Raw genomic sequence first — 26,119 nt, forward strand, 5'->3', positions numbered from 1 at the left:
ACAATCACGCGCCGGACCGCTACCGACCGGTCCGTCAACGCGCCTTCAGCCCCCTCGCCCCCCTTCACCGCCGGGCAGCCTCTCGCGCCTCGATCCGCCGCAGCGCGATCATCGTATGATCCTGAAAAAAGCTGAGGAATGAGGCGATGAAGGTGATGTAGGCGCAGACAGTGCGCGAGGAGAACAGGATGTGCTTGCCGCTGGCAGGCGGCGCGTCGAGCAGGCCAAGCTCATACCCGGTTTCCAGCACACGCAGCAGGTTGGAGCGAGATCCGCCAAATTGCTTGCTCATCCGACGCATATCGAGCGCGGTGGGTTCGAGCGTGACGCCATCCGGATGGCGCAGCGCTAGCGACGCAACATGCTCCAGCAGCATCCATCCACCATCAACCGCCGCGAAGTGAAACACTTCCGGGAACGGACTGAGCGGTTGCCACCCTCCAAGCAACGCTTCAGCGCCGCTAATCCGCATCCCTTCCGCCAGACCGAGATGGCGTCGGCTCAATGTCTGAAGTTCGCCTTGCGGATAAGCGGCATCGATCGATTCGAATATGCCCTCGTTCCATTCCTCGACCGTTGCCATGAAAATAGGGGTCGGCTCAAGGTGCACCACCCGCGTATCAAGCCTGGAGCGCACGCTGGTGAGAAAGCCGCCAAGCCGCATGATATTGAGATAGGCATAGACCCGCCCCGGGCTGGCCAGCGCAAGCTTGGTGCAGGTTTTTTGCAAATTGGAGAGCGTCAGTCCCGTGCGCGGGTCTTTGAAATCGCGCACACTGTGGAGGTACAGGGTGAACACCAGCAACTGAAACCGCCAGAACTCCACCGCAACCTTGCTGAGAATGAAGTTATGGGCGAAAAGCGGCTGCATGATCCCTTCGTGACGGCGTACGCCATCCAGGAAGTGCGGCAGGCTGCGGAACGCCACAATCCGCGCCCAATCCTCGGCGCTGGTGCGCGATGCGAAGCGCGCATCATGCGCAGTGATGTCGAATTTTCCGGTCATGGTTTCGCCTCCGCTGCGTGAGGTTTGCCGCCGGACTCTAGGCTCACCGCCTTTGTAATGCGCTATGATTACGTCAGAATCCAATATTCACCCAAAAAAGGGCGGGCCGACTACGGCACGCTCAATGCCTAGAATCCTGAATTCCCGCCGAAAATCTCGTGACATCAAATACAACAAGAAACCTCTCTAAATTTGGGCCGCCCGTTGTCGTGAATCGAGCGTAGGTAGCCAACATGAAAACGAAATCTTCTTCGCACCAAGAAAATCAAAGCGATTTTCGGGGCGGCTAAGTAATGAATATCGTTTTCATCATTTGGAGGTCATCCACAGGAAGTAAATCTACGAGAGGATTAAAACATGGATGTTCAAGAAGTAGCGCATGATGTTGATCATAGGGAAATACTGGTCGAAATCAGAACCTGGGATGATCGCTCTATCGGCATGACGAAGAACGAGGACGGAAACGTGTCGCTCAGCGTCAATGCGGAATACCCGCAAGCATTACGATTGACAATGATGGACCCTGACTTGTTCGCGCTGCGAACGCCTGACTCGCTTGAATGGCTCACCATCGAGGATGACGGCCGGTTTTCGTTACAGGGCGGCGCGATGGGCTCGCAGCAAATCTTTCAACTCGTCAGAAGCGCCGATATGGATACGCTTTTCGGTTTCCGTTTCGTTTCGGGCGATGCTTTTCTTGGCTTTAGCGACGGTCCTGAATCGACGCTCTCCGCGACCGCATCCGACCTCGATACGGCCGTGCGCTTTACGTTCGCACCGATCGCTGCCGAAGGGCGCGATGTTCCCGAGGGACTCCATGCCGGCTGTTGCGGCCCCATCCACACCCACACCCACAGCCATACGCATTCGCACGATCATTCCCCGGAACAGGCCGAGGGCGATGCGGGCTTGCTGTGGGACGAGCATACGCACTTCCGGATTGTGGAAATGGCCGTGCACTATCTCCGCCACATGGAGAATCCGACCCCGGAAGCCAGCCTCATCTCGGACGTCTGGACTCGTGGGTCCAAAAAGATCGCTGAAGGCCTGAAAGGCGCAGACGAATGGGATGACTGGAAGCCGACCCATCCGATCTGGGCGTCGTATTATTATCACTTCTACAACCCCAGAACCGGGACCAGTTTTCCCTGGCCCGCCTCATGGTATCCGCACAATGCGGTCTCCAAGGGCGGAGAGACCTTCGATACCAGCGTCCGCCACTACCGCGAAGGCCGGCACGATCAGGCTTTCATCGACCTCGGACTCAGCCTGCACTATCTGACCGACCTGTGTCAGCCAATGCATGCCGCCAATTTCATCAACGATCCTCTCGACGTCGACTGGCGTCACAGCGGCTATGAAAGCTATGCCGAGGACTTCGTGAAGAACCGAAACTTCTTTCGACAGCCGGGTGGTTATCCACCCATTCGAAGGGATGAGATCGAAGACACCAGCCCAAGCGCGAGGGCCTGGCTGACCGGCGTGGCCTGGCAATCACTGGGCACCTGGGAAAACGGACTGAGGGACGTGTGCGACAAGAAGTTCAGGTATGTCTCTGGCCCGTGGGGGCCGATCAAGGTCTGGGTCAATACATGGACCGCAGCCGAGGCTGACAATGCGCTGATGGCCTCGCTGTGGTTGGCTCCCAGAAACACTGCCCGGTACCTGTGCATGTGGGCAAACCGTGTCAGGTAGCAGCTCCCAAGCCCGCCTGTTTTGGTGAGTGAGTCCGGATTGCGGTGACGGTGCATTTAACTCGACGGAGGCAGGAGGGGCGATCGCTGTCCGCTCCCGGCAATTAAATGCACTGTCAGCGCAATCCCAGGAAAAGCACAGTGCCGATCACGACCGCCACGATGATGGCGAGGGTGGCGAAGGCGCTGCGCCGCTTCTTGCGCTTCGAGCCCGAATCGAAGTTGACCTCGCCGAGCGCGCTGAGCACCTCAACGGTCGCCTCCAAAACAAAGCCCGCGACTTCGCCCGCATCACTCATCAGGACGAGTTTATAGGATCGGGCGAACCTGTCGAGACGATTTTAGGCTGCCCGGAGCTTGGTAAGATTTCGGTGAAAGGTGCCAAAACCCCCAGGAGGGTATCGATGACAGTGCACTTATTGCAGAAATGCAGCGAACGTAACGGCATTCGATTTGTGAACAATCCGGCGGTTTAGTGCACTGTGAGCGATATCCGGCATAGGCGCACGTTCACCGAAAATTGGGTGGGAAGCGGTCGCTAGTTATTCGACCATATCTCGGTGCCGATCGGTACTTCCGTTTTCTCGACGCCTCTGAGAAGGCAGGCCCAGCGCCGCTCTGTCGGGGGCGGAGTTTGGAAAACTTCTCCCATTCGCAGGACTGCCGAAGTTGTTGAGCCATCTGGCTTCTTCAGGGAGACGGCGCTCTCCGGCCGCGCAGGACCATCGGCAATAAGAGGGCCGGGGACGACCACCAGACCGCCCCAACTGGGAATATCGAACACGTCTTCGACGGTCATGATCGGCTTCATAGCTGAGATCTTAGGCTATGAAGCGATGTCTGCAACTGGCGGCTGCGGAATGTCCGCTACGCCTCAAGCCGCCAGTCCCTGTACGGCCAAGCGCGGTCATATTATTGTTCACCCGCGGGAACATCTGCTTCCGCATCCGGCCTCGATTCAATCCGCCCCAAACATCGTCTATGATGACAGTTCCCCGGCACGCCGCATCGCGAGCGCCGCGCCAGGAACCCCCTCTCCACAACCCCATCCAACAGCCCGCCCCCCGGATGGGCATGACATAATTCACCCGCCCCAAGCGGCCATTTCCACCCATTCCCCCTCGTGAAAACCCAACTCGCGCACCGCATCCGCCCCCGAATTATGTCACAACGAACCCCGCCGCAGTCCCGAGACCACCCCCGCCGGCACATTGATTCAACCCCACCGCAACCCGGGCTATCCAGCCCTCATGACCGCAGGACGCCCCACCACCTATCGCCCCGAATATGCCGAGCAGGCGCGCAAGCTGTGCCGCAACGGTGCCACTGATCGCGAGATCGCCGATATCCTCGGCGTCTGCGTGCGCACCTTCTACAGGTGGCGCGCAGAATATGACGCATTCGCCGAGGCGCTCACCGCCGGCAAGGAATTCGCCGACGATCGCGTCGAGCGCGCGCTGTATGAGCGCGCCTGCGGCTATGAGTATTCCGATGTGAAGATCTTCCACCCCGCCGGCGCGAAGGAGCCGGTGATCGTGCCGATCACCGTCCATGTGCCCGCCGATGTCAGCGCCGCGAAGCAATGGCTCGCCACACGCCGGCCGCCTGCGCCTCCCGAGCCCCCTGAGAATACGAGCTTCGTCGAGCGATTCCGCAAGGCAATGGCGCGCGTCGAGGAGGGCAGAGCCCAAGACCAGGCGGCCAAGGCCAGACACTTCGCCAACCGGGTCGAGACCCGGGTCAGTGAGGAGCTAGCCCGGCGCGGACTTCCGGCATGAGCATGGCGGGTCGAGCCCCGCCGGCCCGACCCCGCTTACTCAGCCGCGTCGATCACCGCCCCGTCGCCCGCCGAACTCCCGTTCAACCTGCCCGCCGCGCCGGTCGCGTCGCCATTTTGCGACCCCGTCGCGGCAAGCATCCCGTTCAGGCTCCCCCCGGTCATGCCGAGCTCGGCCATCAGCGCATCGATCAGCGGCCCGCCGACGCGGTAGCGCATCGCCGCTGCCACGGCTGCGTCGGCGAGGTTGCCGGTGCCGGCCGTCGCGCCGTCGCTGCTCTCGCCGTGGAGGCCTCGCGCATCGACGATCGAGATCTTGTCGATCTGCTCCATCGGCTTGCTCGCCGCGGCGATGATCGCCGGAAGCGCCTCGAGGATCGCCTTGCGCACCAGCAGCGCGGTCTGGGTGTCGCTCAGCACGTTGGTCGCCTCGTTGAGCGCGGTCTGACCGGCGGCGTCGACCTTGAACGCGGCGGCGCGGCCCTCGGCCCGGGCCTTTTCGGCATCGGCCTCGGCGGTCGCCTCGGTACGCAGCGCAGTGGCGCGGGCTGCGGCGGCTTCCTTTTCCGCCTCGGCGGCGACGGTGATCTGCACCGCCTCTTCCTGCGCGCGCTGGGTGGCGGCGATGACCGCGACATTCTTGTTGCGGTTGGCGATTTCGGTCGCCTTGGCGGTCTGGACGCTTTCCTCGGCGCGGACAGCGAGCGCGCGCGCCTCGTTGGCGGCAGCGGTCGCGGTCGATTCCTCCTCCGATTTCTGCGCGGTCTGCACGGCCGTGGTGATGCGCGCGAGCTCGATATTGCGGTCGCGCTCGATCGTCGCGGTTTGCACCGCGCCGTCGCGGGCGATGGTCGCGGTCTGGATGACCTTGTCCGCCTCGGTCTGCGCCACCGTCTGCGCCTGTTCGGCGGTGATCCGCGCGATCTCGGCGAGGCGGGTCTGCTCGGCCTCGGCGGTGGCGATCGCGGTCGCCTGTTCCGCGCGGCGGGCGGCGAGCGTCTGCTCCTGGGTCAGCTTTGCCTGCTCGGCCGCCTGGGCGATCTCGAGCGACTGGTTGTTGGCGTCGAGGTTGCGCTGCTCGATCGCGACCCGGTTGGTCGCGACGATGTCGTTGCGGATCTTCTTGCGCTCCTCGATCGTGCGGGTGAGCACGGTCAGCCCCTCGGCGTCGAACGCATTGTTCTCGTTGAAATGCTCGAACGCAGTCTGGTCGAAATGGGTGATCGAGACGGATTCGAGCTGGAAGCCGTTCATGTCCAGATCGGTCATCAGCGCTTCCTGGACCTTCTGGATGAAGTCGGCGCGGTTGGCGTGGAGATGCTCCATCGTCATCGTCGCCGCGACCGATCGCAGCGCGGACACCAGCTTGCCGTCGAGCAGCGACTTCACCGCATCCGCGCTGTTGACCGATTCACCGAGTGTCTGGGCAGCGGCGGCGATCGACTGGGCGTCGGGCTTCACCTTGATGTGGAACAGGCCGACGACGTCGACGCGCAGCTTGTCCATCGTGATCAGCGCGTCCTTGTTGAGGCGCGACACTTCCAGCTTCACGGTCGTGAGGCGGACCTGCATCAGCTCATGCAGCACCGGGATGACCATGATGCCGCCGTTGAGCACGACCTTCTCGCCGCCGAAACCGGTGCGGATCAGCGCGACGTCCTTGGTCGCCCGCCGATAGAGCCGGGTCAGGACCAGGCCGATGACGACCAGCGCGACGAGGATGATGCCGGCATAGATCAGAATGTTCAGAATCGGGGTGTTCACAGCGGACTCCTGTCCAAAGAACTAGATCGGTCGAAGCGAAGGATTGACGTCGGGCACGACGAAGAAGGTCGGGCCGGCGCGCCGTACCAGCAGCGCGGTTTCGCCGGGCGCGACGATATCGGAATCATTGTGCGGCTCGACCATCACATAATGCGCCTGGCCATGCTGATCGACGACCTTGGCGCGCGCCGGATGGCCGCGCCGCGCCGTGCCCTCGAGGATCGTGCCGCGCCGCATCAGGAGATCCTCGACGCTGACGACCGTCGACTCATAGCCGGGCATGATCCGCGCCAGCCCGCCCGCGGCGAATATATTGACGATCAGGCCGATCACGGCGGCGCCTCCGGTGGCCATGCCCCAGTGCAGCGGCGCACCAGTCAAGCCGGTGGCAATCTGCTGGATCGCCACGCCCGCCAAAGTGAAGCAGCCGAGCAGCGAGGTCAGCCAGATCAGGATGGGCAAGCCATCGCCAAGGCCAAGCCAGCTGAGGAATTCCGGCCCGCCATCGGTTTCGCCGTGCACATCGACATGCAGATCAAGGCTGCCAAGCCCAAGACCGACCGCCTCGATCAGGCCGATGCCGAACATCACCACAAAGGCGACGGTGAACGGTGCATAGTCCGGGGTAAGAAACAGGGAGAACATTTGCCCAATCATACGCGCCTCCGGGCCTCACATATAGCGAAATCGGAAATGGTGCCCGCCGGATGCGTCCGATTCTGTTCAGGTCTCTCCAAGCCAGTCCAGTATCGCCTCCGTCACCGCCTCGGGCGCTTCCCAGGGCACGAAATGCCCGGCATCCACTTTCACCAGGGTCATATCGGGCACCAGCGTCTCGAGTCCCTCGAGCTGGCTCGGCAACAGCGCCTTGTCGCCCATGCCCCAGATCACCAGCGTCGGCTGGGTGATCGGCGGGAAGGGCGCATCGAGAAACGCGGGCCGCTCCGGCGTCTCGTCCATCGCCGGCACAATGATGGCACTGGCGCGGTACCAGTTGAGCATCGCGGTCATCGCGCCGGGCTGGCCCCATTCGTCGAGATACGCCTCCTTCTCGCCCGCGACCTTGTCGAAATCGGTGTGCCGCATGAAGCTGCCGTCGAAAAATGCGGACAGGCCGATCGCCTCGATATGCTTTTCGAAATCGGGGTTGCGAAAGGCCCGGATATACTGGCTCGCCTCGCGCTGGCCGAGATCGTCGAACATCGTCTTCTGGAAGATGAACGGGTGCGGCGCATTGACGATGATCAGCTTCGCCACCCGGTCAGCCCGCTGCAGCGCCGCCATCCACGCAATCGCCCCGCCCCAGTCATGGCCGACCAGGGTGAAGCGGCCGACGGAGAAATGGTCCGCCAGCGCCACCAGGTCGCCGACCATCTTGTCCGGCGTATAATCGCTGACATCGGCAGGCTTGGAAGACCGCGCAAAACCGCGCTGGTCCGGCGCCATGACGAAATGGTTTTTCGCCAGCTCCGGAATCTGGTGCCGCCAGGTGCGATGCGACTCAGGGAAACCATGCAGCAGGATGATCGCCGGGTTGGCGGCGTCCCCCGCGACAGCGACGTCAAGCGAAACGCCAGTGGGGAGCGCGACCGTCTGCAATTCGAAAGCCATCTTCTTCTCCTTAAGCCCCTCCCCTTCAGGGGAGGGGTTGGGGTGGGGGACACAAGCGACCGTCCGAGTGAATCCCCCACCCCCAACCCCTCCCCTGAAGGGGAGGGGCTTTATGTGTCACGGATAACTCACAGTCTTCGGCACAGCAGGAATCGGAATAAATTCCTTCTCATCCCCCGGCACCTTCGCAAACCGCCCGGCATTCCAGTCATCCTTCGCCTGGTTGATCCGTTCCCGACTCGAAGAAACGAAATTCCACCAGACATGCCGCGGCGTGGCAAAAGCCTCGCCCCCGCACAACATCACGCGACCGCCGGTCGAGGAGGCAAGCGAAGTCGCGATCCCCGGCTTCAGCACATAGAGCGTCATCGGCTCCAGCCGCATGCCATCAAGACTAGCCTCACCCAGCGCCACATACACCGCGCGCTCATCAGCCCCGGCATCGATCGGCACCGAGCCCCCGGCATCAAGCACGATATCGGCATAAATGGTCTCGGCATAAGTCGTGGTCGGCGCGCTGACGCCCCAAAGACTCCCCATGATCACCCGAGCCCGAGCACCTATCGTCTCCACCACCGGCAACGCCGCTTTCTCGACATGCTCGAACGCCGGATCCATCTCCTCATTGGCCTCAGGCAGCGCAATCCAGGTCTGGATACCCGAGAGCGCCGGCCCCTGCGCCCGCTCGGCCGAAGGCGATCGCTCGCTGTGAACGATGCCATGCCCAGCGGTCATCAGATTGACCGCCCCCGGCTCGATCGTCGCGAAGGTGCCAAGCGAATCGCGATGGTCGATCGCCCCCTCGAACAAATAGGTCACCGTCGCGAGGTTGATATGCGGATGCGGCCGTACATCGATCCCCGTGCCGACATCCAAATGCGCCGGCCCCATCTGATCGAAGAACAGGAACGGCCCGACCATCGTCCGCGGCCGCGAGGGCAGGGTGCGATGGACCTTGAACCCGCCAAGATCATGCGTCGTCGGCGTGATCGTCTGGAGGATGAAATCGTCAAGCATCTTGCGTCTCCGTCGCAGCCAGCAGGGCCAGCAGGTCCTGGGGGAAGATCATCTCGGGATGCGCCGCGATCTCGTCGCGCGAGAACCAGCGCCAGCTCTGCATCACCCGCTGTTCGAGCGGCGTGTGGCCGGCGGTGTCGATCTCGGACGAGTCCGTGCGCACCCGGAAATAGCGTTCGTCAGCCGTCACCGGCACGCCCTCGATCGTCACGAACTCGACATGGCGCTGCGCCACTTCAGGCCCGCACTCCAGCTCGAGTCCCGTCTCTTCCCGCAGCTCCCGCCGCGCCGCCTCGGCATAGCTTTCGCCCGGATCGACCGCGCCGCCCGGCGTGCACCAGAAAGGCGGCCGATCGCCGGGGTCGAAACGGAACAACAGCACGCGTCCCTCGCCATCGACCAGCAATATCCGCGCGGCCGGCCGCTTGGCGCGCACGCTCATGCCGCGTCGAGCTCGGGATAATGGCGGAAGATGCCGTCCTCGTTGAAGCCGATACGGCGGTCGCTCGCGAGATAGGCCGCGATCCCCGGCAGTTCGGCGACCTGATGGTGGATGCGGATCAGGTTGGGATAGTCCTGCTCGACTGCGGCCATTCGCAACGGAAACATGTAGCGCAACCCCTCGACGATCTGGAACAGCGAAGTGTCGCCATAGCTCCAGCGATCGCCGATCAGCCAACTGCTCTTGCTTGCCGCCAGCGTCGCCTCGAAATAGCCGAGGAACTTCGGGATGCGATCCGCGCGAAAACCCTTCGCGGCCTCGATCGCAGCGTCCTTCTGGTCCTTGTAATAAGACGAGACGCTGATCGGGTGATGGACATTATGGACCTCGGCGACGAGGTCGGCGATGGTGAGCTGAAGCTGGTTGAGCAACAACCGGCCGGCCAGGTCAGTCGGCGCAAGCTCGTGCCGCTCGCCGAGATACAGCAGGATATTGGCGACCTGCGCGATCACCATGTCATCGAGCTCGAGATAAGGCGGCGCGAAGAGTCCCTCCCCGGCATGGCCCTTCATGTTCGCCATCAGCGCCTGCGCGCCTTCCTCACGGGCGCAGTCGCGATAGGCGATCCCGGCCGCTTCCAGCGGCAGTCGCACGAATTCGCCGCGGCCCTGAATGGTCGGCCAATACCACAGCCGGTAGGTCATCACGCCTCTCCCGGTGCCCGGGCACGGATGGCGAGCGCATGGATACGATCGCGCAGCAGCTCGGCGAGCGCTGTGTTGATCAACCGCTGCCGCGCGACCCGCGACTGTCCCTCGAACGCCGCGCTTTCGACGATCACGGTGAAGTGCGATTCGCCCGTCCCGTCATCACCCATATGGCCGGCATGCTTGCCGCTATCATTGATCACCTCGAGATGCGTCGGGTCGAGCGCGGCGGTGAGACGGGACGCGATTTCGGACGCGACGGAGCCGGTGGCGAGATTTGTCATCGCGCCTATATAGGCCGCTTTGTCGGATTCGGGGAGCCGCGTGGCGCGGGAAACGGAAAAGAAGGATCGGCCCAACACGCGCTTCCACGGCCGCGTCGAGGGAAGTGACAGGCATTGTGCTGAACCGGGCTGCGAGGCGCCGGGCGAATTCCGTGCGCCCCCGGAAGATGGGCCGGCGGGCGGCCACGAGGGCCCGCGCCCCTATCGCTGGTTCTGCCTCGATCATGTCCGCGCCTTCAACGCGCGCTATAATTTCTTCAATGGCATGAGCCCCGACGAGATCCACGACGCGCAGCGCCCCTTTGCCGGCTGGGAACGCGAGACCCGCGCCTTCGCGACCGCGGGCGGCGCGGATCGCCCGCCGAAATGGGCCGACTTCACGGATCCGCTCGATGCGATCGGCGCCCGCTTCCAGCGCAAGATGGAAGAAGCGCGCAAGGATGGCCGGCCTTTGTCGGACAGCGACCGCAAGTCGCTCCGGGTGCTCGGGCTGCCGACCGATGTCGATCGCCGCGGCCTCAGGCAACGCTATGCCGAACTCGTCCGCCGCTACCACCCCGATCGCAACGGCGGCGACCGCAGCCACGAAAAGGCGCTACAGGATGTCATCACCGCCTACACCCAGCTGAAGAGCGCCCCGGCCTTCGCTTAGGGCCAAATTCGACCAGCTTTACCCGTCATGCCGGACTTGTTCCGGCATCCACGGTGCCACGTACCCATCGACACTTGGCTTGCGGCGGCGTGGACCCCCGGGACAAGTCCAGGGTGACGGTTGATTCAACCTGATCGAACTCGACTCTAGTAGGTGAGCTTCGGAAAAAACTCTCCGCGGCCTTCGGGGGTGAGGTCCAACAGGCCCCAGAGCGGATCGACGAGATCGCCCGCGCGGTGGTGCTGACCGGGCTCCTCGGGTGCATAGACAAGCTCGCTGCCCCAGAAATGTCGGACCGCGTCGCCATCCTTGCGGAACACATTGAACACCGGCTCGTCCCAGTCCTTGCCGTCCTCATAGCCCCGCTCGGCACGCATCGCCCGGGAGACGCGCGAGGTGTCGCCGAAATAATCCGCGTCATAGCTGTTGCCCGCGGTCGACAGGAATCGCAGATGATCCCAGCCACGCTCATGCGCCCAGGCGACAAGCCGCGCGATCGGCGATTTGGCGACGATCCAGAACGGCACCCGCTGCGACGCATGCCGCGCCGAGCCGTCCAGCCCGTCGAGCATATGGGTGCAGCCCGGGCAGGGATTGTCGCGCTCGGGGCCGTACATGAAGCTGTAGAGGATCAGGCTCGGCTTGCCCTCGAACAGCTCGGAGAGCTTCACCTGCTCCGGCCGCTGATGCGCACCGATCCGCTCGAACACATAATCCTGCTCGACCACGCCGCCCGGCGGAAGTGCGCCGCGACCTCCTCGATCTGCCGGCGAAGCGCCATCTCCGCATCAAGCAAGGTATTACGCGCGGCCCGATAGGCCGCGCTCTCATTCGGGTAAGCGAGATGCTCCATCACATGATCTCCCTCAGGCCGCGGTGGCCATCTTCTCGCGCCTGGCGATCTCGAGTGCCGATGGCTCGCGCGTAATGAACGAGCCAATCGGGACCGGCCCGGCAGGCTCATAGGTCGCGATGATCACGCCGGTGGTCGATACCTTCGAGTCCACCAGCTTCATCGCGCCGGATTTCACCCCATCGGCGAACAACCGCTTCCCGCCGCCCAGCACGACCGGGAAGGTCATCAGGAACAGCCGGTCGATCAGCCCCGCCTCGAGCAGCGCGGGGTAAAGCTTGGTGCTGCCCTGGATGACCAGGTCCGGGCCTTCGCTCGCCTTGATCCCGGCGATGCCGGCCGCGGCATCGCCATTGATCGCAACTGAATTCGCCCAGCCCAGCGGTTCGGTCGACGAGGTAACGACATATTTGGTCACCGCGTCGAACTTCTCGCCAATCGGGTGGCCGTCCTGGAACGGCCAATAGGCAGCGAAAATGTCATAGGTGTTGCGGCCGAGCAGCAGATCGAAATCCCCACTGATCACGCCGCCCATCTGCTGTTCCATCACTTCGTCCCACAAAGTGGCGGACCAGCCACCCAGGGTGAAGCCGCCGGTCGGGTCCTCCTCGGGCGCACCCGGCGCCTGCATGACGCCGTCGAGCGACTGGAAGACGCCCGCGATGATTTTTCTCATGACATTGTCCTCGATTGCCTTGCCTCAGGCAGGGGCCTTCGCCGTCTCGACCAGTTCGGTGAGCTGGTCGGCCGCCTTCCCCCAGCCATCGGCGAAGCCCATCACCTCATGCTGCGCGAGCGCCTCGGCGGTCCAATGCCGCGCGCCTGCGGTGTAGCGGGTCTTTCCACCCTCATCGGCGAACTCGAAAAAGCCGACTATGAACGCGGTCTGCGGAATCCACCCGACCTTGAAGGCATCCGTAAAGACAAAGCGCCTGTTCGGCGTCACCTCAAGGAATACCCCCTCTACCGGATTCGTCTCGCCTTCCGGCCCGCGCATGATCATCGCCGAGCGGCCCCCGGGCCGCCAGTCCTGCTCGACGCTCTCCGCCGTCCAGGGTCTGGGGCACCACCATTCGGCCAGCCGCTCGGTCGCGATCTTCCACACCAGCTCGACCGGCGCGTCGATCAGTCGCGTGACCGACAGTTCATGCTCGGCCTTCACGCCACTGCCTCGCCGGCCATCGCCCGCTCGATCGCCGCGATGTCGATCTTCCGCATCGACATCATCGCTTCCATGCCGCGCTTGGCCGCCGCCTTGTCGGGGTTGGTCATCGCCTTCATCAGCGCACGCGGCGTGATCTGCCAGGACAGACCCCATTTATCCTTGCACCAGCCGCACATGCTTTCTTCGCCGCCATTGCCGACGATCGCGTTCCAGTAACGGTCGGTCTCTTCCTGATCGTCGGTATAGACCTGGAAGGAGACCGCCTCGTCGAACTTGAACCGCGGCCCGCCATTGAGGCCGAGGAAGCGCATGCCGAGCACGGTGAACTCCACCGTCAGCACATCGCCCTGATGCCCGTCCGGGAAGTCGCCCGGCGCGCGGTGGACCGCCTCGACCCGCGAATCCGGGAAGGTGGCGGCATAAAAGGTCGCGGCTTCCTCAGCGGTGCCGTCATACCAGAGACAGGGTGCAATCTTTGTCATGGTCATGCTCCTTGGCTGCCGGGGCCAACCACCCCGAACATCACATTGTGCGGATCGCTGGCGACGATGATGCGGTCGCCGCCCGGCACTTCCATCGGCCCGGCATGGACCGTTCCGCCGTTCTTCGTCACCTTGGCCGCGGCCTCTTCGATATCCGGCGCGCGGAAATAGAAGCGCCATCCCACCGGTGCGCCGCCGGCACCGGCGTTCATCGTCGCGCCGATCGTCTGGTCGCCGGCCTGCACGAAGACATAATCGCCCATGTCGCCCATCGACATCTTGTCCGGATAGGTCCAGCCGAACACCGTCGCGTAAAACGCATTGCCGGCGGTCTGATCAGTCGTGGCGAGCTCGTTCCAGTTGCACTTGCCCATGCCCATCCGGTCGAAGGCAGTGCTGCTCTCCTCGGAGGCGCCGCGCATGACATAGAAGGGGATGCCCTGCGGATCGGCGGCCATCGCCATCCGGCCGATGCCCGGGATATCCCAGGCCGGCATCAGCACGCTGCCGCCCTCCGCCTTGATCTTCTCGACCGAGGCATCGACGTCGTTCACGCCGATATAGAAAAGCCAGGTCGGCTTCGCGCCATGGCTCTGCATCTCCTCGGTCAGCCGCAGCACGCCGCCGACCATGCCGCCGCCGCTCTCGATCATGCGGTAATCTTTTTCGCCGGGTGGCTGTGCCCCGACCGTCCAGCCGATCACATCGTCATAGAAAGCCTTGGACGCCTCTGGATCGGCGGTCATCAGTTCGTACCAGATCGGCGTGCCTTCGGGATTTACCATGGTCTTTCTCCTCTGATCGTTGCTTTATTGGTCGACGACCGGTGCGAAGCCGCCATAGATCATGCGCTGGCCGTCGAAGGGCATGCCGTCGCCCGGCTTCATCCGCTCGTCCGCCATCACCTTGGCCATGCCGGCGTCGCGGGTCGCTTTGTCGGGCCATTCGACCCAGGAGAAGACGGTCTTCTCGTCCGCCTCCGCCTTCACCGCGCCCTTGAAGTCGGTGACTTTCCCATCCGGCAGATAGTCGCCCCATGCTTCGACCACGCGGGTCGCGCCATGGTCGCGGAACACCGTGGAGGCCCTGGTCGCCAAGTCGCGATAGGCCTCCTTATTCTCGTCCTTTACCGGCACGAGATAGCCGTCGACATAGCCCGGCGCGCCGCCCGGCCCATCATCGAGCAACGGCGCGAAGCCGCCATAGATCATGCGCTTGCCGTCAAAGGGCATCTCGCCCATCGCGGCCATGCGCGGATCCTCCATCATTTTTTCCGTGCCGGCCTCGAGCACCTCCCGGGATGGCCATTCGACCCAGCTGAACAGCACGACCTCGTCGCCCTCGGCCTTCACCGCGCGCTTGAAATCGGTGACCTTGCCGTCCGGCACCTCGTCACCCCAATTCTCCACCATCCGGGTCGCCCCGAATTCGCGAAAGAACGGCATCGACTTGGTCGCGTGCTCGATAAAGGCCTGCTTGTTCGCCGCCGGCACCGCCAGCACGAAACCCTGGATATAGCTCATCGTCGCTCTCCTCGGTTATTGTTCCGTTTTTTCGCGCCCCGATGTGTCGGGAGCATTATGAGTCCTCAGGCGTCGACGGTTTCTCCGCCGCCGCTCATCGCGGCCATCGCTGCATCGACGTCCATCCAGGCCAGTTCGATGATATGGCCATCAGGGTCCTCGAAGCTGCGGCCATACATGAAGCCATGGTCCTGAAGCGGGGTCGGGTCCGCGGATCCGCCGGCGGCTACCGCCCGGGCCAGAGTCGCATCCACAGCCTCACGACTATCCTCCGACAGGCAGACCAGCACCTCGCAGGTGGTACGGGAATCGGCGATCGTCTTGGAGGTGAAATCGGCGAACCGGGCATGGCTCAGGACCATCAGGCTGATCGTGTCGGAGAATGTCAGCATCGCCGCACTGCCGGCCTGGCAGAAGCGCTCGTCCTTCGTGGCGCCGACGGCTTCGTAAAAGGCGACTGACCGCTCCACATCAGCCACGGGCAAATTGACGAAGATCATCTTGGGCATCGCAAATCCTTTCCATTCCGCTTTCCGCGAATCGCTGTTTGACCCTGATGCCCGTTTCAGTTATTAAAAGCAACCATGGAGTTACAAAAAATAACCAACTCGGCAAAAAAGGCGGAAAAGCGCTGGTATGACGACGCCTGCGGCACAGCGCTGGCGATGGAACTGGTCGGCGAGCGCTGGTCGCTGCTGATCGTGCGCGAGCTCATGTTCGGCCCGCGCCGCTTCGGCGAGCTGCGCAAGGCGCTCACCGGCATCAGCGCGAACGTGCTCACCCAGCGGCTGGAAGGCCTGGAGGACGTCGGCATCCTCACCCGCGAGAAGCTGCCGCCTCCCGCCTCGGTACAGGTCTATGCGCTCACCCCATGGGGCTATAGAAGCGAAGCCGCGATCCAGGAGCTTGGCCGCTGGGCCGTCCAGTCGCCACGCCACGACACGACCCTGCCGCTCAGCGCCGCCTCGCTGATGCTGTCGTTCCGCACGATGATCGATCGCTCGCGGTCGGGCGCGGTCGATCGCACGATCGGTTTCCAGCTCGGCGACGAAGGCTTCGTCGCCCGGGTCGATGCCGAGGGCATCGTCATCCGGCGCGGCGATCCCACCGAGGCCGATTCCCTCTTCATCAGCGATCCGGTGACGATGGCGTCGATCATCTATGGCGGCCGCCCGATCGAGGATGCGCAAACCGCCGGAACGCTGGCCCTGAAGGGGGACACGGAGCTCGCGAAACGCTTCGTGACGCTATTTCCTTTGCCGCCAAAGATCGGTTCGGCTTGACGCGACCGAATTCCGTTCGCAGTGAAACAAGCCAACCTATCGAAGCACCGTTCTTCCTTCTCGACCGTTGAAGAAGGGCAGGGCTTCGGCACCCCGGATCGCATCCGGGGCCGGACGGAATTTGGAACCGCTCATGACCGATATACCCAATACGCAGCCCGACAGTCGCGAAACGACGATCATGGAAGCCCCCGACAAGATGCTGAAGGTCCGCGAGGCTTTCGGCATTGATTCGGATATGGAAGTCCCCGCCTTCAGCGAAGCCGACGAGCGCGTGCCGGATCTCGATCCGGCCTATGTGTTCGATGCCGACACCACCCTCGCGATCTGCGCCGGCTTTGCCTATAATCGCCGCGTGATGGTCCAGGGCTATCACGGCACCGGCAAATCGACTCATATCGAGCAGGTCGCGGCCCGCCTGAAATGGCCGTGCATCCGGATCAACCTCGATGCGCATATCAGCCGAATCGATCTCGTCGGCCGCGACGCGATCGTGCTGAAGGACGGCCAGCAAGTCACCGAGTTCCGCGAAGGCCTGCTGCCCTGGGCGCTGCAGACCCCTACCGCGCTCGTGTTCGACGAATATGATGCCGGCCGCCCGGACGTGATGTTCGTCATCCAGCGCGTGCTCGAGACCGAGGGCAAGCTGACCCTGCTCGACCAGAACCGCGTGATCCGCCCCAACCCCTGGTTCCGCCTGTTCTCGACCGCCAACACGGTCGGCCTCGGCGATACCAGCGGGCTCTATCACGGCACGCAGCAGATCAACCAGGGCCAGATGGACCGCTGGAATATCGTCGTCACGCTCAACTATCTGCCCGCTGCGGTCGAGGCGCAGATCGTGCTCGCCAAGTCGGGTGAATATGACAAGCCAGAGGGCAAGAAGACCGTGGACGACATGGTCCGCGTCGCCGACCTGACCCGGCGCGGCTTCATGAATGGCGATATCTCGACCGTGATGAGCCCGCGAACCGTGATCACCTGGGCACAGAACGCGCTGATCTTCGGCGATGTCGGCTTCGCCTTCCGCCTCTCCTTCCTCAACAAATGCGATGAGGCGGAGCGCGCGCTGGTAGCTGAATATTATCAGCGCGTGTTCGGCAAGGACCTGCCGGAGAGCGTGGTCGGGAAAGCGTGATCACCATGCGGGCATCGCCGGCGGCGATCCCGGACGGCCGCATGGGCGACGCGGCGCGGCGCGGGGTGGCGCTTGTCCTGGTTACGCTGCTCACCGCCGCCGGCCCGACTCCCAAGGCTGCGCCGGTGCCCGATTACAAGATCGGCCCGGCACCGTACACATTGCTCCCGGGCAGGACGCTCAAGGGCGAGCAGCTCGTCCGGCCCGGCGACGTGGTCGCACAGAGCGTTCTCGGCCGGCCCGAGACTGCCTTGCTGATCGAGCCGATCGCGTTCGACCGCCCCGGCCAGAAGCGCACTTTCACCCGCGAAACATCGCTCCAGTCAGCGAGCGTTCCGGGCGTCCTCGGCAATCCCCCAGTCCTGTTTTGCGAGGCCGGGCCGCCCGTCAGCAAGGCGCCGGCCAACCCGCTCGCCTCGGGCGTCATCGCCGCGCTGCGCCCGGCCCAGCCCGCTACGCGCTATTGCCTCTATGACAGCGACCATGACGAGAAGTTCGACCACGCAATCCTGATCGGCGCCAAGGGTGCGGACCGCGCGCCCTTCGAAATCCCGCCCGCGAAATATGGCCTGATCACCGGCATGATGCTCGGCGGCGGCAGCGAGCTCAAACTGCGCTTCGCCGGGCCGGCGGGCGAAACCGACAGCATCTCCTTCGATGTCGAGGTCAATGTGTTCGGCATGCAGCGCGTCCTGCCCGGCGCACGGCACACCATCCCGATCAACAAGCTCCCCGCTTATGCGGTGATCGAGGGCGCGGTCGTGACCGTGCTGTCCTTCGATCCGGTGACGCGTTTCGCGAAGATCAGGATAGATCATGACCTCGCCCCCGGATATTTCGTACTGCCGGATATTAGGCAATGACCGCTGAAACGCCCCTCGATCGCTTCAAGGCCGTGCTCGGCGGCGCGGCGCGGGCAATCGCGCGCGAGCCCGAGATCGAGCTCGCCTTCACCGCCGACGCGCCGACCCAGAGCGGCAAGCATATCAAGGTGCCGATGCCGGCGCGGACCCTTCCGGCCGAACAGGTCGCCGAAGCGCGCGGTTTCGCTGACGGCTTTGCCCTCCGCCTGCGCCACCATGACAGCAAATTGCACGCCCGCACCGCGCCGGTCGAGGCAGTGGCGCGCTCGGTGTTCGACGCGGTCGAGGGCGCGCGCGTCGAGGCGCTGGGCGCGCGCGGCTATGCCGGGATCGCCTCCAATCTCGCCACCGCGCTCGATCTCAAGCTGCGTGCCGATCCGATCACCCGCGCCCGCAACCGCGACGAGGTGCCGTTGTCGACCGCGCTCTCGCTGATGGTTCGCGAGCGGCTGACCGGTGCCGAAGCGCCGGCGCTCGCAGCGCCGGGCCTCGCGCTGGTCCGCGACTGGATCGAGGAGAAAGCCGGCGGCGATCTCGACGCGCTTGGCCTCGCGATCGACGATCAGCGCGCTTTCGCCAGCCTCGCCACCAAATTGCTCGAGGACCTCGAACTGATCGAGGGCGACATGATCCCCGACGAAGCCGATGAGGGCGGCTCTGAGGACGAGGGCACTGACGAGCAACAGTCCGAGGAAGGCGAGGAAGGGGAGCGCGACGGCGAGCAGGGCCAGGGCGAGATCGAAGCCCGCGGCTCCGAGCGCGACGCCGAATCGCAGGACGGCGAAGGCGCCGAGCAGAGCGACGGCGATTTCGAGGACATGGACGGCGAGCCCGGCGACGATGGCGACGAGGGCATGCTCCCGGTGCGCCCCAACCGTCCTTTCTCCGATTTCGCGCCGCAATTCGAATACAAGGCCTGGACCACGCGCTTCGATGAGGTGATCGCAGCGACCGATCTGTGCGACGCCGACGAGCTCGCCCGGCTGCGCTCCTATCTCGATCAGCAGCTCGTCCATCTCCAGGGCGCGGTGACCAAGCTCGCCAACCGGCTGCAGCGCCGCCTGATGGCGCAGCAGAACCGCAGCTGGGATTTCGACCAGGAAGAAGGGCTGCTCGATGCGGCGCGGCTGGCGCGCGTCGTCGTCAACCCGACTCAGTCGCTCAGCTACAAGATCGAGCGCGAGACCGATTTCCGCGACACCGTCGTCACGTTGCTGATCGACAATAGCGGCTCGATGCGCGGTCGCCCGATCTCGATCGCGGCGATCAGTGCCGACATCCTCGCCCGCACGCTCGAACGCTGCGGTGTGAAGACCGAGATCCTCGGCTTCACCACCCGCGCCTGGAAGGGCGGCCAAGCCCGCGAGACCTGGCTCGCCGCCGGCCGCCCGCCGCAGCCCGGGCGCCTCAACGACATCCGCCACATCGTCTATAAAAAGGCCGACGAGCCATGGCGCCGCGCGCGCACCTCGCTCGGCCTGATGATGCGCGAGGGGCTGCTCAAGGAGAATATCGACGGCGAGGCTTTGCTCTGGGCCCATGCCCGGCTGATCGCCCGGCCCGAGGAACGCAAGATCCTGATGGTCATCTCGGACGGCGCCCCGGTCGACGATTCGACTCTCAGCGTGAATTCCGGGAGCTATCTCGAACGCCATCTCCGCCAGGTGATCGGCTGGATCGAGACCAAGTCGCCGGTCGAGCTGGCGGCGATCGGCATCGGCCATGACGTGACCCGCTATTACAGTCGCGCGGTGACGATCATGGATGCCGATCAGCTCGGCGGCACGATCATCGAACAGCTCGCCGCGCTGTTCGATACGGAATGATCGCCCCGCCGCCGGGCGGGTTCATGGGGCCGGTGAAGCGCTCGGTGACGATCGCCGGGCACCAGACCTCGATCAGCCTCGAGCCGCTGTTCTGGCAGGTGCTCGAGGCTGCTGCTGCTGAGCGCGCACTGCCGCTCAATGCGCTGATCGCGGAGATCGACGCGCTGCGCATCACAGTCGAAGATCCGCCCAATCTGGCAAGTGCGCTGCGGACATGGCTGCTGAGCGATGTTCCGAAGGGTGGAGATCACCCTTCTTAGGCGCAACCGACCCGCTACTTAAAACCCTTCACGGGTTATCTTTTGCGTTGCGCGCTTGATTTCCCACGCCTCATCAATGGTGAGTTTCCGCACTCCACAATGATACAGGCTACACTTGCGAGGATAGGAGCCGTCTATCAAAGATATTCCCCAGATGCCTTCCTCGTCGTCATTATCGACTACCCCCACGCAGAGGCAGGGATGGTAGGCGCAATCCTCGTATAGATCACCAGGAGCAAAAGATTCGGTCGATTTACTATGCTGCTGCTCAGGTTCGGTTGTCATAAAAATCCGACTGCTGCTTAAGCCGGGACAATGACACGAATATCGATGCCGCGATACCGGATCGCTAGCGGTCATTCGGCTCCTGGCTCAAGCATGGACGTAGGCCTCTGTGGGGAGGGAAGGTGAGGGGGACTCTCACTGGTTGCGCCCTCCCGAGCCTCACTCCCCCTCATCCTTCCGTCGCTTCCCTCCTCTCTCCTTCTCCCACAAGGGGAGAAGGATTGGAGCTGCGTGGATGAGATACGCGCGCCTCGCGACGAGAGGGAAATAGCCTCCCGCCGAACCGTACCAACGCCATCAAAACCGCGATTTGCAAATTGAAAGTGCGAACCACTCTCAATAACGTTGACAATGCGAGTGACTCGCAATAGCCGGCTCCCATCGAACAAGGGGACCCGTTTTGCGTACCGCCTATGCCGCCCGTCGCGCCGCCGTCACACCCGCCTTCCTGGCGCTGTCCTGTGTCGGCGCGTTCACCACGGCACCGGCGTTCGCCAAGGACGGTCCCGATCCAGCGCCCGCGAACGATCTGGACGAGAGCCGCAACGACATCATCGTCACCGGCATCAAGGACGCGCAGCGCACTGGCCCAAAGGACGTCGCGCCCCTCGTCAACACACCGAAATCCATCGTCGTCCTCGACAAGAGCGTCATCGAGCAGACCGGTTCGGCGAGCCTGCAGGATGCGCTGCGCACCGTCCCCGGCATCACCTTCGGTGCCGCCGAGGGCGGCAATCCGATCGGCGACCGCCCCTTTATCCGCGGCTTCGACAGCCAGGGCAGCATCTATGTCGATGGCGTGCGCGATCTCGGCTCGCAGAGCCGCGAGGTCTTCGCGATCGACTCGGTGCAGATCGTCCGCGGCTCGGATTCCACCCTTGGCGGGCGCGGCAGCGCCGGCGGCACGATCAACATCCTCTCCAAAGCGCCGGTGCTCGATACGTTCGGCTCGGCCAGCGCAAGCTATGGCAATGGCGATTACAAGCGCATCACCGGCGATCTCAATCTGAAGGTCAGCGACACCGTCGCCTTCCGCCTGGAGGGGCTGTGGCACGATCAGGACGTGGTCGATCGCGACGCGATCTGGGCGAAGCGCTGGGGCTTCGCACCGAGCGTGACGATCGGGCTCGGCACCTCGACCCGGCTGACCGCTAGCTATTATTATCTCGAGGGTCACGAGCTGCCGGACAGCGGCATTCCCTATCTCTATGTCTGCTCGGCGACGGTCTGCAACGCGCCCGCCGGCAATGTCTTCACCACCCCGGCGCAGGGCAACATCACCACCAGGGGCGGGCAGACGGGCTATGTCGCGCGCTCGACCTTTTACGGCCTGGTCGATCGCGACTTCCGCGATACCAAAAGCCAGCAGGCGACCGTCCGCGTCGAGCACGATTTCGGCAAAGTGACTCTGCGCAACACCGCGCGCTTCAGCCATGACGATCAGGCTTACAGCTTCCTGTTGCCCGACGACAGCACGGGCAGTGTCTTCGGCACCACCACGGTCAACACCGGCACCAATGTCACGACAGGCGGCCAGGTCTGGCGGCGCGCCAATACGCGCTACGGCTATACCGAAAGCATCATCGACCAGACCGATCTCAGCGGCATCTTCCACACCGGCTCGGTCGAGCACAGCTTCGCCGTCGGCACTGAGTTCTCCTGGGAGAAGACCCGCCGCGGCGCGTTCGTCCTCGCCACCGGATCGACCATCAGCCCGCGCTGCAATACCGCAACGATCGCGCGCTATTATTGCACCAGCCTGTTCAACCCGAACCCGAACGATCCCTGGGTCAATTACGCCAGCGACACATCCACGGTTCAGACGCCGATCATGAAGGGCGCGCCGAATACCGAGACGCAGAACGATGCAAGCACGATCGCCCTTTACGGCTTCGACTCGATCACGCTCCTCCCATCGCTGATCCTCAATCTCGGCGCGCGCTACGATCGCTTCAAATCGACGGTGACCTTGCCCTTCGCGGCAGGTTCCACCGCAGCGCAGCTTTCGCGCACCGATAGTTTGTTCAACTGGCAGGCAGGCCTGGTCTTCAAGCCCACCAAGGACACCAGCCTCTACGCCAGCTATGCGACAGCAGCCACGCCGCCCAACAGCCTGCTCGGCGAGGGCCGTGAGGACAATGCCCTGCCGACCACCAACACGGCGGTGAACCTCGCGATCCTCGATCAGCTGAAGGTGCAGAAGACCAGGTCCTGGGAAGTCGGCGCCAAGGGCGATCTCTTCCACAAGAAGCTCGCACTCGGCCTGGCGCTGTTCCAGACGGATATCACCAATGCCCGTGTCCAGGTCGATGCCAATACCGTCGGCTTCTTCGGCAAGACGCGCATCCGTGGTATCGAGCTTACCGCGAACGGCACGATCCTGCCCGGCTGGATGGTGTTCGGCGGATATACCTATCTCGATCCGAAGATCATCGAAGCCGGCTTCACCGCACTGACGGCGCCCGCCGTGGCCGGCCAGGCAGCGCAAGTGGTTTACGTGCCGTCGGTCAATACCGGCAAGCAGGTGCCACAGACAGCGAAGCACAGCTTCACCCTCTCGACCAACTATCAGGTGACCAAGCGCTTCTCGTTCGGCGGCGGCGCTTATTATATGGATCGGCAGATCGGCGGCTATGGCGACAATCGCCAGGCAGTGCAGACAACCGCCGGCGTCGTCACTGTCACCCCCGCCACGTCGGTGCTGACCCGCGGCGTGCCCAGCTATTGGCGCTTCGACGCGCAGGCGCGGTACGATCTGACCAGCAACATCTCGATCAGCGTCAACGCGCAGAACCTGACCAACAAGGTTTACTACAGCCAGGCCTATGCCTCGCATTACGCAACGATCGCACCGGGCCGGACGGTGTTCGGCACGCTCGGGGTGAAGTTCTGAACTTTATGCTGGCCCCGGGGCTCGACGAGCTCAACGCGCTTTCCCCGGCAGAGATCGCCGCGCGCCTCTCCGGCCCCCCGGAGGAGCGCGCTGCGTTCGTGCGTGCCGGCGCCGAGGCCGGCCTCGCCGAGGCACAGGCGGTGTTCGGCCAGATGCTGCTCGACGGCACCGGCGTGGCCAAGGATGAGGCGGCAGCGCTCGGCTGGTTCGTCCGGGCGGCGGCGCAGCATCATCTGATGGCGATCAACATGGTCGGCCGCTGCTATGATCTCGGCTGGGGCACAGCGCCGGACAAGCGCCGAGCGGCTGAATGCTACCGGATCGCCGCCGAGCGCGGGCTCGATTGGGGCATGTATAATTACGCAACCCTGCTTGCGCTCGGCGACGGTGTCGCTGAGGACAAGCCGGCCGCGCTCGACTGGCTCGGCAAGGCGGCAGAACTCGGCAATGCCAAGGCGATCAACTTTGTCGGCAGCTTCCATGAGGATGGCTGGGTCGTACCGCGCGATATGGCGAAGGCCGCCCGCCTCTATGCCCGCGCGGCCGAAGGCGGCGATTTCCGCGGCGCGTTCAATCACGCCCGGATGCTCGGCGCGGCCGGCAAGATCGAGGAGGCAATCGGCTGGCTGAAACGCGCCGGTGCCACCGCGACCCCGGCGTTCCTCGAAAAGGCCAGCGCCTGGCTCGAAGCGGCTGACATCCCCGCCTTCCGCAAGCGCGGCGTGCAGGCATTGAGGATCGGAGCAGGGCAATGCTGATCGCGATCCCCGATCTCCTCTCGCCCGATCAGCTTGCCGAAATACGCAAGCTCATCGACGCGGCGGACTGGATCGACGGCAACGCCACCTCGGGCTCGCAATCGGCACTCGCCAAGCGCAACGAGCAATTGCCCGAAGGGTCGGACGCGGCGCAGCGCGCGGGAAGTATCATCCTCGATGCGCTCGCCGCCTCGCCTCTGTTCGTCGCTGCCGCGCTGCCGCTCAAGGTCTTCCCGCCTCTGTTCAACCGCTATGGCGAGGGGCAGGGGTTCGATACCCATGTCGACAATGCGATCCGCATCCGGCGTGGCAGCGATTTCCGGATCCGGAGCGACCTGTCGGCCACGCTCTTCCTCGCCGATCCCGAAAGCTATGACGGTGGCGAGCTCATCATCGAGGGTCAGTTCGGCGAGCAGGCAGTGAAGCTGCCGGCCGGGCACATGATCCTGTATCCCGCCTCGAGCCTCCACCGCGTAAGCCAAGTCACGCGCGGAATACGTATTGCCTCCTTCTTCTGGATCCAGTCGATGGTCCGCGACGATGGCGCGCGGCGCATATTGTTCGATCTCGATTCCGCGGTGCAGTCGGTCGCGGGTGATCGGGGGCAGGGCGATGCAGCGGTCGTGCAACTGACGGGTGTCTATCACAATCTGCTCCGCCGCTGGGCGGATGCCTGACCTGATGCGTAACCGAGGAAGACTATGAGCAAGCTGGCGCTGCGGCGCGCGTGGTTCCAGGTGCACAAATGGATCGGCCTGATCCTCGCGATCCTGATCATCCCGATCTCGCTGACTGGTGCGGCCCTGGTCTGGGACGAAGCGCTCGACCACAGCCTCAACCCGCAGCGTTATGCGGTGAGCGGCGGCACGCTGATCGATCCCGATCTTTATCTCGCGGCAGCGCGCGGGTCGCTGAAGCCGACGGACTCGATAGTCTCCATGGCGCTGCCTGACGGCACCGGCCCGGTGGTCGTCACCGCAAGCAGCCCCGGCAAGTCGATCAGCGGACCGCCCCGCACGATGGTCTATCTCGATCCGCCGACTGCGCGGGTGCTCGATGTCGCCAATAATCGCACGGGCGTACTGCGCGTCTTCCACATGATTCATGGCAGCCTGATGCTGCCGGGGGTGGGCAGGGCGATCGTCGGCTGGATCGGCGTCGCGATGATGGTCTCCTGCTTCACCGGGCTGTGGTTGTGGTGGCCGACGGTCGGCAAATGGGTGCGGGGCTTACGCTGGCGGCGGCACAGGAATCTCGACACCAACCTCCATCACCTGATGGGCTTCTGGGTCGCCCTGCCGCTGTTCGTCCTGTCGCTGTCCGGCGCCTGGATTTCCTTCCCGCAATTCTTCGGAAGCCTCACCGGCGCGGCACCGCAACGTGGCATGGGGATGGACCGGGCGGCAATGGCCCGCGCCAAGCCACTCGCCGTGACCCGGCTATCGCTCGATACGGCGATCGCCAGCGCTCAGGCGACGGTCCCGGGTGATGTGCGCCAGATCACTTTCCCCACCGACCTCAAGCCCGAATGGAAGATCGCCCTCGCCGGCAATCCCCAGCCCTCCGTCACGGTCGACGACATGACCGGCAAGGCAAAGGCCGGGCGGATCATGCCCGAGGACACCGCCCGGCTGATGCGCCGCATCCATGACGGCACGCGGATGGGCCTGCTGTGGCAGACTATCCTCGTCCTGGCCGGGATATTGCCCGCGATTCTGGCTATAACTGGCATCATAATGTGGTGGCGCGCCCGGCGCTGGAAGAAAGAGCTGAAGGTGCGCCGCACTTAGATCCTCCCCGGAACGGGGAGGGGGACCATGCGCTTCTTCAGCGAAT

At 63.9% G+C, this 26,119-nt stretch carries 28 protein-coding genes and 2 pseudogenes; 12 read left to right on the forward strand and 18 right to left on the reverse strand.

What is annotated here, in order from left to right; translation table 11 throughout:
* Positions 1-64: 64 nt before the first annotated feature.
* On the reverse strand, positions 65-1,006 hold the full coding sequence (locus tag AC1DVS_RS05580; protein ID WP_478020974.1) for a hypothetical protein: 942 nt from the start codon (positions 1,004-1,006) through the stop codon (positions 65-67).
* A gap of 357 nt (positions 1,007-1,363) precedes the next feature.
* On the opposite strand from AC1DVS_RS05580, the gene AC1DVS_RS05585 reads away from it, so the two are divergent.
* The gene (locus tag AC1DVS_RS05585; RefSeq protein WP_478020976.1) at positions 1,364-2,701 is read left to right on the forward strand and encodes a hypothetical protein; all 1,338 of its coding nucleotides are present in this window, start codon (positions 1,364-1,366) and stop codon (positions 2,699-2,701) included.
* Positions 2,702-2,816: 115 nt separating this feature from the next.
* Here the strand turns inward: AC1DVS_RS05585 and AC1DVS_RS05590 are convergent, their stop codons facing one another.
* Both AC1DVS_RS05590 and AC1DVS_RS05595 read right to left on the reverse strand, forming a co-directional pair.
* Positions 2,817-2,999 (reverse strand): hypothetical protein, encoded by a 183-nt coding sequence (locus AC1DVS_RS05590; protein ID WP_478020977.1) that lies wholly within the window; start codon positions 2,997-2,999, stop codon positions 2,817-2,819.
* A gap of 239 nt (positions 3,000-3,238) precedes the next feature.
* Positions 3,239-3,511 carry a hypothetical protein gene (locus AC1DVS_RS05595; RefSeq protein WP_478020979.1) on the reverse strand — a complete coding sequence of 91 codons (273 nt, stop codon included), beginning with the start codon at positions 3,509-3,511 and terminating at the stop codon, positions 3,239-3,241.
* Between the two features lie 439 nt (positions 3,512-3,950).
* On the opposite strand from AC1DVS_RS05595, the gene AC1DVS_RS05600 reads away from it, so the two are divergent.
* A complete protein-coding gene (locus AC1DVS_RS05600) occupies positions 3,951-4,478 on the forward strand; it encodes a helix-turn-helix domain-containing protein (RefSeq protein WP_478020981.1) in 528 nt (175 codons plus the stop codon).
* Between the two features lie 35 nt (positions 4,479-4,513).
* Here the strand turns inward: AC1DVS_RS05600 and AC1DVS_RS05605 are convergent, their stop codons facing one another.
* From AC1DVS_RS05605 to AC1DVS_RS05635, 7 genes are all read right to left on the reverse strand, one after another.
* The gene (locus AC1DVS_RS05605; protein ID WP_478020983.1) at positions 4,514-6,241 is read right to left on the reverse strand and encodes a flotillin family protein; all 1,728 of its coding nucleotides are present in this window, start codon (positions 6,239-6,241) and stop codon (positions 4,514-4,516) included.
* 21 nt (positions 6,242-6,262) lie between these two features.
* Positions 6,263-6,886: an OB-fold-containig protein gene (locus tag AC1DVS_RS05610; RefSeq protein ID WP_478020985.1), complete on the reverse strand. Its 624-nt coding sequence runs from the start codon at positions 6,884-6,886 to the stop codon at positions 6,263-6,265.
* A 78-nt stretch (positions 6,887-6,964) separates the two neighbouring features.
* Positions 6,965-7,852, reverse strand: a complete 888-nt coding sequence (locus AC1DVS_RS05615; RefSeq protein WP_478020987.1) for an alpha/beta fold hydrolase — start codon at positions 7,850-7,852, stop codon at positions 6,965-6,967.
* 117 nt (positions 7,853-7,969) lie between these two features.
* Entirely contained in the window at positions 7,970-8,869 is a 900-nt protein-coding gene (locus AC1DVS_RS05620) for a pirin family protein (RefSeq protein ID WP_478020989.1), read from the reverse strand.
* The gene (locus tag AC1DVS_RS05625; protein ID WP_478020990.1) at positions 8,862-9,311 is read right to left on the reverse strand and encodes an NUDIX hydrolase; all 450 of its coding nucleotides are present in this window, start codon (positions 9,309-9,311) and stop codon (positions 8,862-8,864) included. The genes AC1DVS_RS05620 and AC1DVS_RS05625 overlap by 8 nt, the downstream gene beginning before the upstream one ends.
* Positions 9,308-10,015 carry a glutathione S-transferase gene (locus AC1DVS_RS05630; RefSeq protein WP_478020991.1) on the reverse strand — a complete coding sequence of 236 codons (708 nt, stop codon included), beginning with the start codon at positions 10,013-10,015 and terminating at the stop codon, positions 9,308-9,310. The genes AC1DVS_RS05625 and AC1DVS_RS05630 overlap by 4 nt, the downstream gene beginning before the upstream one ends.
* Positions 10,015-10,302 (reverse strand): BolA family protein, encoded by a 288-nt coding sequence (locus tag AC1DVS_RS05635; RefSeq protein WP_478020993.1) that lies wholly within the window; start codon positions 10,300-10,302, stop codon positions 10,015-10,017. The genes AC1DVS_RS05630 and AC1DVS_RS05635 overlap by 1 nt, the downstream gene beginning before the upstream one ends.
* A gap of 40 nt (positions 10,303-10,342) precedes the next feature.
* On the opposite strand from AC1DVS_RS05635, the gene AC1DVS_RS05640 reads away from it, so the two are divergent.
* The gene (locus tag AC1DVS_RS05640; protein WP_478020994.1) at positions 10,343-10,954 is read left to right on the forward strand and encodes a J domain-containing protein; all 612 of its coding nucleotides are present in this window, start codon (positions 10,343-10,345) and stop codon (positions 10,952-10,954) included.
* A 146-nt stretch (positions 10,955-11,100) separates the two neighbouring features.
* On the opposite strand, the pseudogene AC1DVS_RS05645 reads toward AC1DVS_RS05640, so the two are convergent.
* The 8 genes and pseudogenes from AC1DVS_RS05645 to AC1DVS_RS05680 form a co-directional block, all read right to left on the reverse strand.
* A pseudogene (locus AC1DVS_RS05645) lies at positions 11,101-11,694 on the reverse strand (DUF899 family protein); the annotation flags it as partial.
* Between the two features lie 126 nt (positions 11,695-11,820).
* Complete coding sequence (locus AC1DVS_RS05650; RefSeq protein WP_478020995.1) at positions 11,821-12,483, reverse strand: dihydrofolate reductase family protein; 663 nt, start codon at positions 12,481-12,483, stop codon at positions 11,821-11,823.
* A gap of 24 nt (positions 12,484-12,507) precedes the next feature.
* Positions 12,508-12,969: an SRPBCC family protein gene (locus tag AC1DVS_RS05655; RefSeq protein WP_478020997.1), complete on the reverse strand. Its 462-nt coding sequence runs from the start codon at positions 12,967-12,969 to the stop codon at positions 12,508-12,510.
* Complete coding sequence (locus tag AC1DVS_RS05660; RefSeq protein WP_478020999.1) at positions 12,966-13,454, reverse strand: VOC family protein; 489 nt, start codon at positions 13,452-13,454, stop codon at positions 12,966-12,968. Before AC1DVS_RS05660 ends, AC1DVS_RS05655 begins: the two co-directional genes overlap by 4 nt.
* 2 nt (positions 13,455-13,456) lie before the next feature.
* Complete coding sequence (locus AC1DVS_RS05665) at positions 13,457-14,239, reverse strand: VOC family protein (RefSeq protein ID WP_478021001.1); 783 nt, start codon at positions 14,237-14,239, stop codon at positions 13,457-13,459.
* 24 nt (positions 14,240-14,263) lie between these two features.
* The gene (locus AC1DVS_RS05670) at positions 14,264-14,665 is read right to left on the reverse strand and encodes a DUF1428 domain-containing protein (protein ID WP_478021275.1); all 402 of its coding nucleotides are present in this window, start codon (positions 14,663-14,665) and stop codon (positions 14,264-14,266) included.
* A gap of 18 nt (positions 14,666-14,683) precedes the next feature.
* Positions 14,684-14,977, reverse strand: a pseudogene (locus tag AC1DVS_RS05675) (DUF1428 domain-containing protein); the annotation flags it as partial.
* A gap of 65 nt (positions 14,978-15,042) precedes the next feature.
* A complete protein-coding gene (locus tag AC1DVS_RS05680; protein WP_478021003.1) occupies positions 15,043-15,486 on the reverse strand; it encodes a VOC family protein in 444 nt (147 codons plus the stop codon).
* Between the two features lie 75 nt (positions 15,487-15,561).
* Here AC1DVS_RS05680 and AC1DVS_RS05685 point away from each other — a divergent pair, with 75 nt between their 5' ends.
* The 9 genes from AC1DVS_RS05685 (at position 15,562) to AC1DVS_RS05725 (ending at position 26,073) form a co-directional block, all read left to right on the forward strand.
* A complete protein-coding gene (locus tag AC1DVS_RS05685) occupies positions 15,562-16,260 on the forward strand; it encodes a winged helix-turn-helix transcriptional regulator (protein ID WP_478021005.1) in 699 nt (232 codons plus the stop codon).
* A 133-nt stretch (positions 16,261-16,393) separates the two neighbouring features.
* On the forward strand, positions 16,394-17,398 hold the full coding sequence (gene cobS, locus AC1DVS_RS05690; protein ID WP_478021007.1) for a cobaltochelatase subunit CobS: 1,005 nt from the start codon (positions 16,394-16,396) through the stop codon (positions 17,396-17,398).
* A gap of 5 nt (positions 17,399-17,403) precedes the next feature.
* Complete coding sequence (locus tag AC1DVS_RS05695; RefSeq protein ID WP_478021009.1) at positions 17,404-18,261, forward strand: hypothetical protein; 858 nt, start codon at positions 17,404-17,406, stop codon at positions 18,259-18,261.
* Entirely contained in the window at positions 18,258-20,087 is a 1,830-nt protein-coding gene (gene cobT / locus AC1DVS_RS05700; protein ID WP_478021011.1) for a cobaltochelatase subunit CobT, read from the forward strand. Before AC1DVS_RS05695 ends, cobT begins: the two co-directional genes overlap by 4 nt.
* Positions 20,084-20,347 carry a ribbon-helix-helix domain-containing protein gene (locus AC1DVS_RS05705; RefSeq protein WP_478021013.1) on the forward strand — a complete coding sequence of 88 codons (264 nt, stop codon included), beginning with the start codon at positions 20,084-20,086 and terminating at the stop codon, positions 20,345-20,347. The genes cobT and AC1DVS_RS05705 overlap by 4 nt, the downstream gene beginning before the upstream one ends.
* A 685-nt stretch (positions 20,348-21,032) precedes the next feature.
* A complete protein-coding gene (locus tag AC1DVS_RS05710; protein WP_478021015.1) occupies positions 21,033-23,525 on the forward strand; it encodes a TonB-dependent receptor in 2,493 nt (830 codons plus the stop codon).
* 5 nt (positions 23,526-23,530) lie between these two features.
* Positions 23,531-24,283 (forward strand): tetratricopeptide repeat protein, encoded by a 753-nt coding sequence (locus AC1DVS_RS05715; RefSeq protein ID WP_478021017.1) that lies wholly within the window; start codon positions 23,531-23,533, stop codon positions 24,281-24,283.
* Entirely contained in the window at positions 24,277-24,960 is a 684-nt protein-coding gene (locus AC1DVS_RS05720) for a Fe2+-dependent dioxygenase (protein WP_478021019.1), read from the forward strand. Before AC1DVS_RS05715 ends, AC1DVS_RS05720 begins: the two co-directional genes overlap by 7 nt.
* Positions 24,961-24,984: 24 nt before the next feature.
* Positions 24,985-26,073, forward strand: coding sequence for a PepSY-associated TM helix domain-containing protein (locus AC1DVS_RS05725; protein ID WP_478021021.1), 1,089 nt, complete (start codon positions 24,985-24,987; stop codon positions 26,071-26,073).
* Positions 26,074-26,119 lie beyond the last annotated feature (46 nt).

Source organism: Sphingomonas sp. P3_C5 (assembly GCF_056402635.1).

Bases quoted from the DNA above. Each gene is read 5' to 3' on its own strand.
- AC1DVS_RS05580 (WP_478020974.1), bottom strand. From the start codon at position 1,006: ATGACCGGAAAATTCGACATCACTGCGCATGATGCGCGCTTCGCATCG.
- AC1DVS_RS05585 (WP_478020976.1), top strand. From the start codon at position 1,364: ATGGATGTTCAAGAAGTAGCGCATGATGTTGATCATAGGGAAATACTG.
- AC1DVS_RS05590 (WP_478020977.1), bottom strand. From the start codon at position 2,999: ATGAGTGATGCGGGCGAAGTCGCGGGCTTTGTTTTGGAGGCGACCGTT.
- AC1DVS_RS05595 (WP_478020979.1), bottom strand. From the start codon at position 3,511: ATGAAGCCGATCATGACCGTCGAAGACGTGTTCGATATTCCCAGTTGG.
- AC1DVS_RS05600 (WP_478020981.1), top strand. From the start codon at position 3,951: ATGACCGCAGGACGCCCCACCACCTATCGCCCCGAATATGCCGAGCAG.
- AC1DVS_RS05610 (WP_478020985.1), bottom strand. From the start codon at position 6,886: ATGTTCTCCCTGTTTCTTACCCCGGACTATGCACCGTTCACCGTCGCC.
- AC1DVS_RS05615 (WP_478020987.1), bottom strand. From the start codon at position 7,852: ATGGCTTTCGAATTGCAGACGGTCGCGCTCCCCACTGGCGTTTCGCTT.
- AC1DVS_RS05620 (WP_478020989.1), bottom strand. From the start codon at position 8,869: ATGCTTGACGATTTCATCCTCCAGACGATCACGCCGACGACGCATGAT.
- AC1DVS_RS05625 (WP_478020990.1), bottom strand. From the start codon at position 9,311: ATGAGCGTGCGCGCCAAGCGGCCGGCCGCGCGGATATTGCTGGTCGAT.
- AC1DVS_RS05630 (WP_478020991.1), bottom strand. From the start codon at position 10,015: ATGACCTACCGGCTGTGGTATTGGCCGACCATTCAGGGCCGCGGCGAA.
- AC1DVS_RS05635 (WP_478020993.1), bottom strand. From the start codon at position 10,302: ATGACAAATCTCGCCACCGGCTCCGTCGCGTCCGAAATCGCGTCCCGT.
- AC1DVS_RS05650 (WP_478020995.1), bottom strand. From the start codon at position 12,483: ATGAGAAAAATCATCGCGGGCGTCTTCCAGTCGCTCGACGGCGTCATG.
- AC1DVS_RS05660 (WP_478020999.1), bottom strand. From the start codon at position 13,454: ATGACAAAGATTGCACCCTGTCTCTGGTATGACGGCACCGCTGAGGAA.
- AC1DVS_RS05665 (WP_478021001.1), bottom strand. From the start codon at position 14,239: ATGGTAAATCCCGAAGGCACGCCGATCTGGTACGAACTGATGACCGCC.
- AC1DVS_RS05670 (WP_478021275.1), bottom strand. From the start codon at position 14,665: ATGATCTATGGCGGCTTCGCGCCGTTGCTCGATGATGGGCCGGGCGGC.
- AC1DVS_RS05680 (WP_478021003.1), bottom strand. From the start codon at position 15,486: ATGCCCAAGATGATCTTCGTCAATTTGCCCGTGGCTGATGTGGAGCGG.
- AC1DVS_RS05685 (WP_478021005.1), top strand. From the start codon at position 15,562: ATGGAGTTACAAAAAATAACCAACTCGGCAAAAAAGGCGGAAAAGCGC.
- cobS (WP_478021007.1), top strand. From the start codon at position 16,394: ATGACCGATATACCCAATACGCAGCCCGACAGTCGCGAAACGACGATC.
- AC1DVS_RS05695 (WP_478021009.1), top strand. From the start codon at position 17,404: ATGCGGGCATCGCCGGCGGCGATCCCGGACGGCCGCATGGGCGACGCG.
- cobT (WP_478021011.1), top strand. From the start codon at position 18,258: ATGACCGCTGAAACGCCCCTCGATCGCTTCAAGGCCGTGCTCGGCGGC.
- AC1DVS_RS05705 (WP_478021013.1), top strand. From the start codon at position 20,084: ATGATCGCCCCGCCGCCGGGCGGGTTCATGGGGCCGGTGAAGCGCTCG.
- AC1DVS_RS05715 (WP_478021017.1), top strand. From the start codon at position 23,531: ATGCTGGCCCCGGGGCTCGACGAGCTCAACGCGCTTTCCCCGGCAGAG.
- AC1DVS_RS05720 (WP_478021019.1), top strand. From the start codon at position 24,277: ATGCTGATCGCGATCCCCGATCTCCTCTCGCCCGATCAGCTTGCCGAA.
- AC1DVS_RS05725 (WP_478021021.1), top strand. From the start codon at position 24,985: ATGAGCAAGCTGGCGCTGCGGCGCGCGTGGTTCCAGGTGCACAAATGG.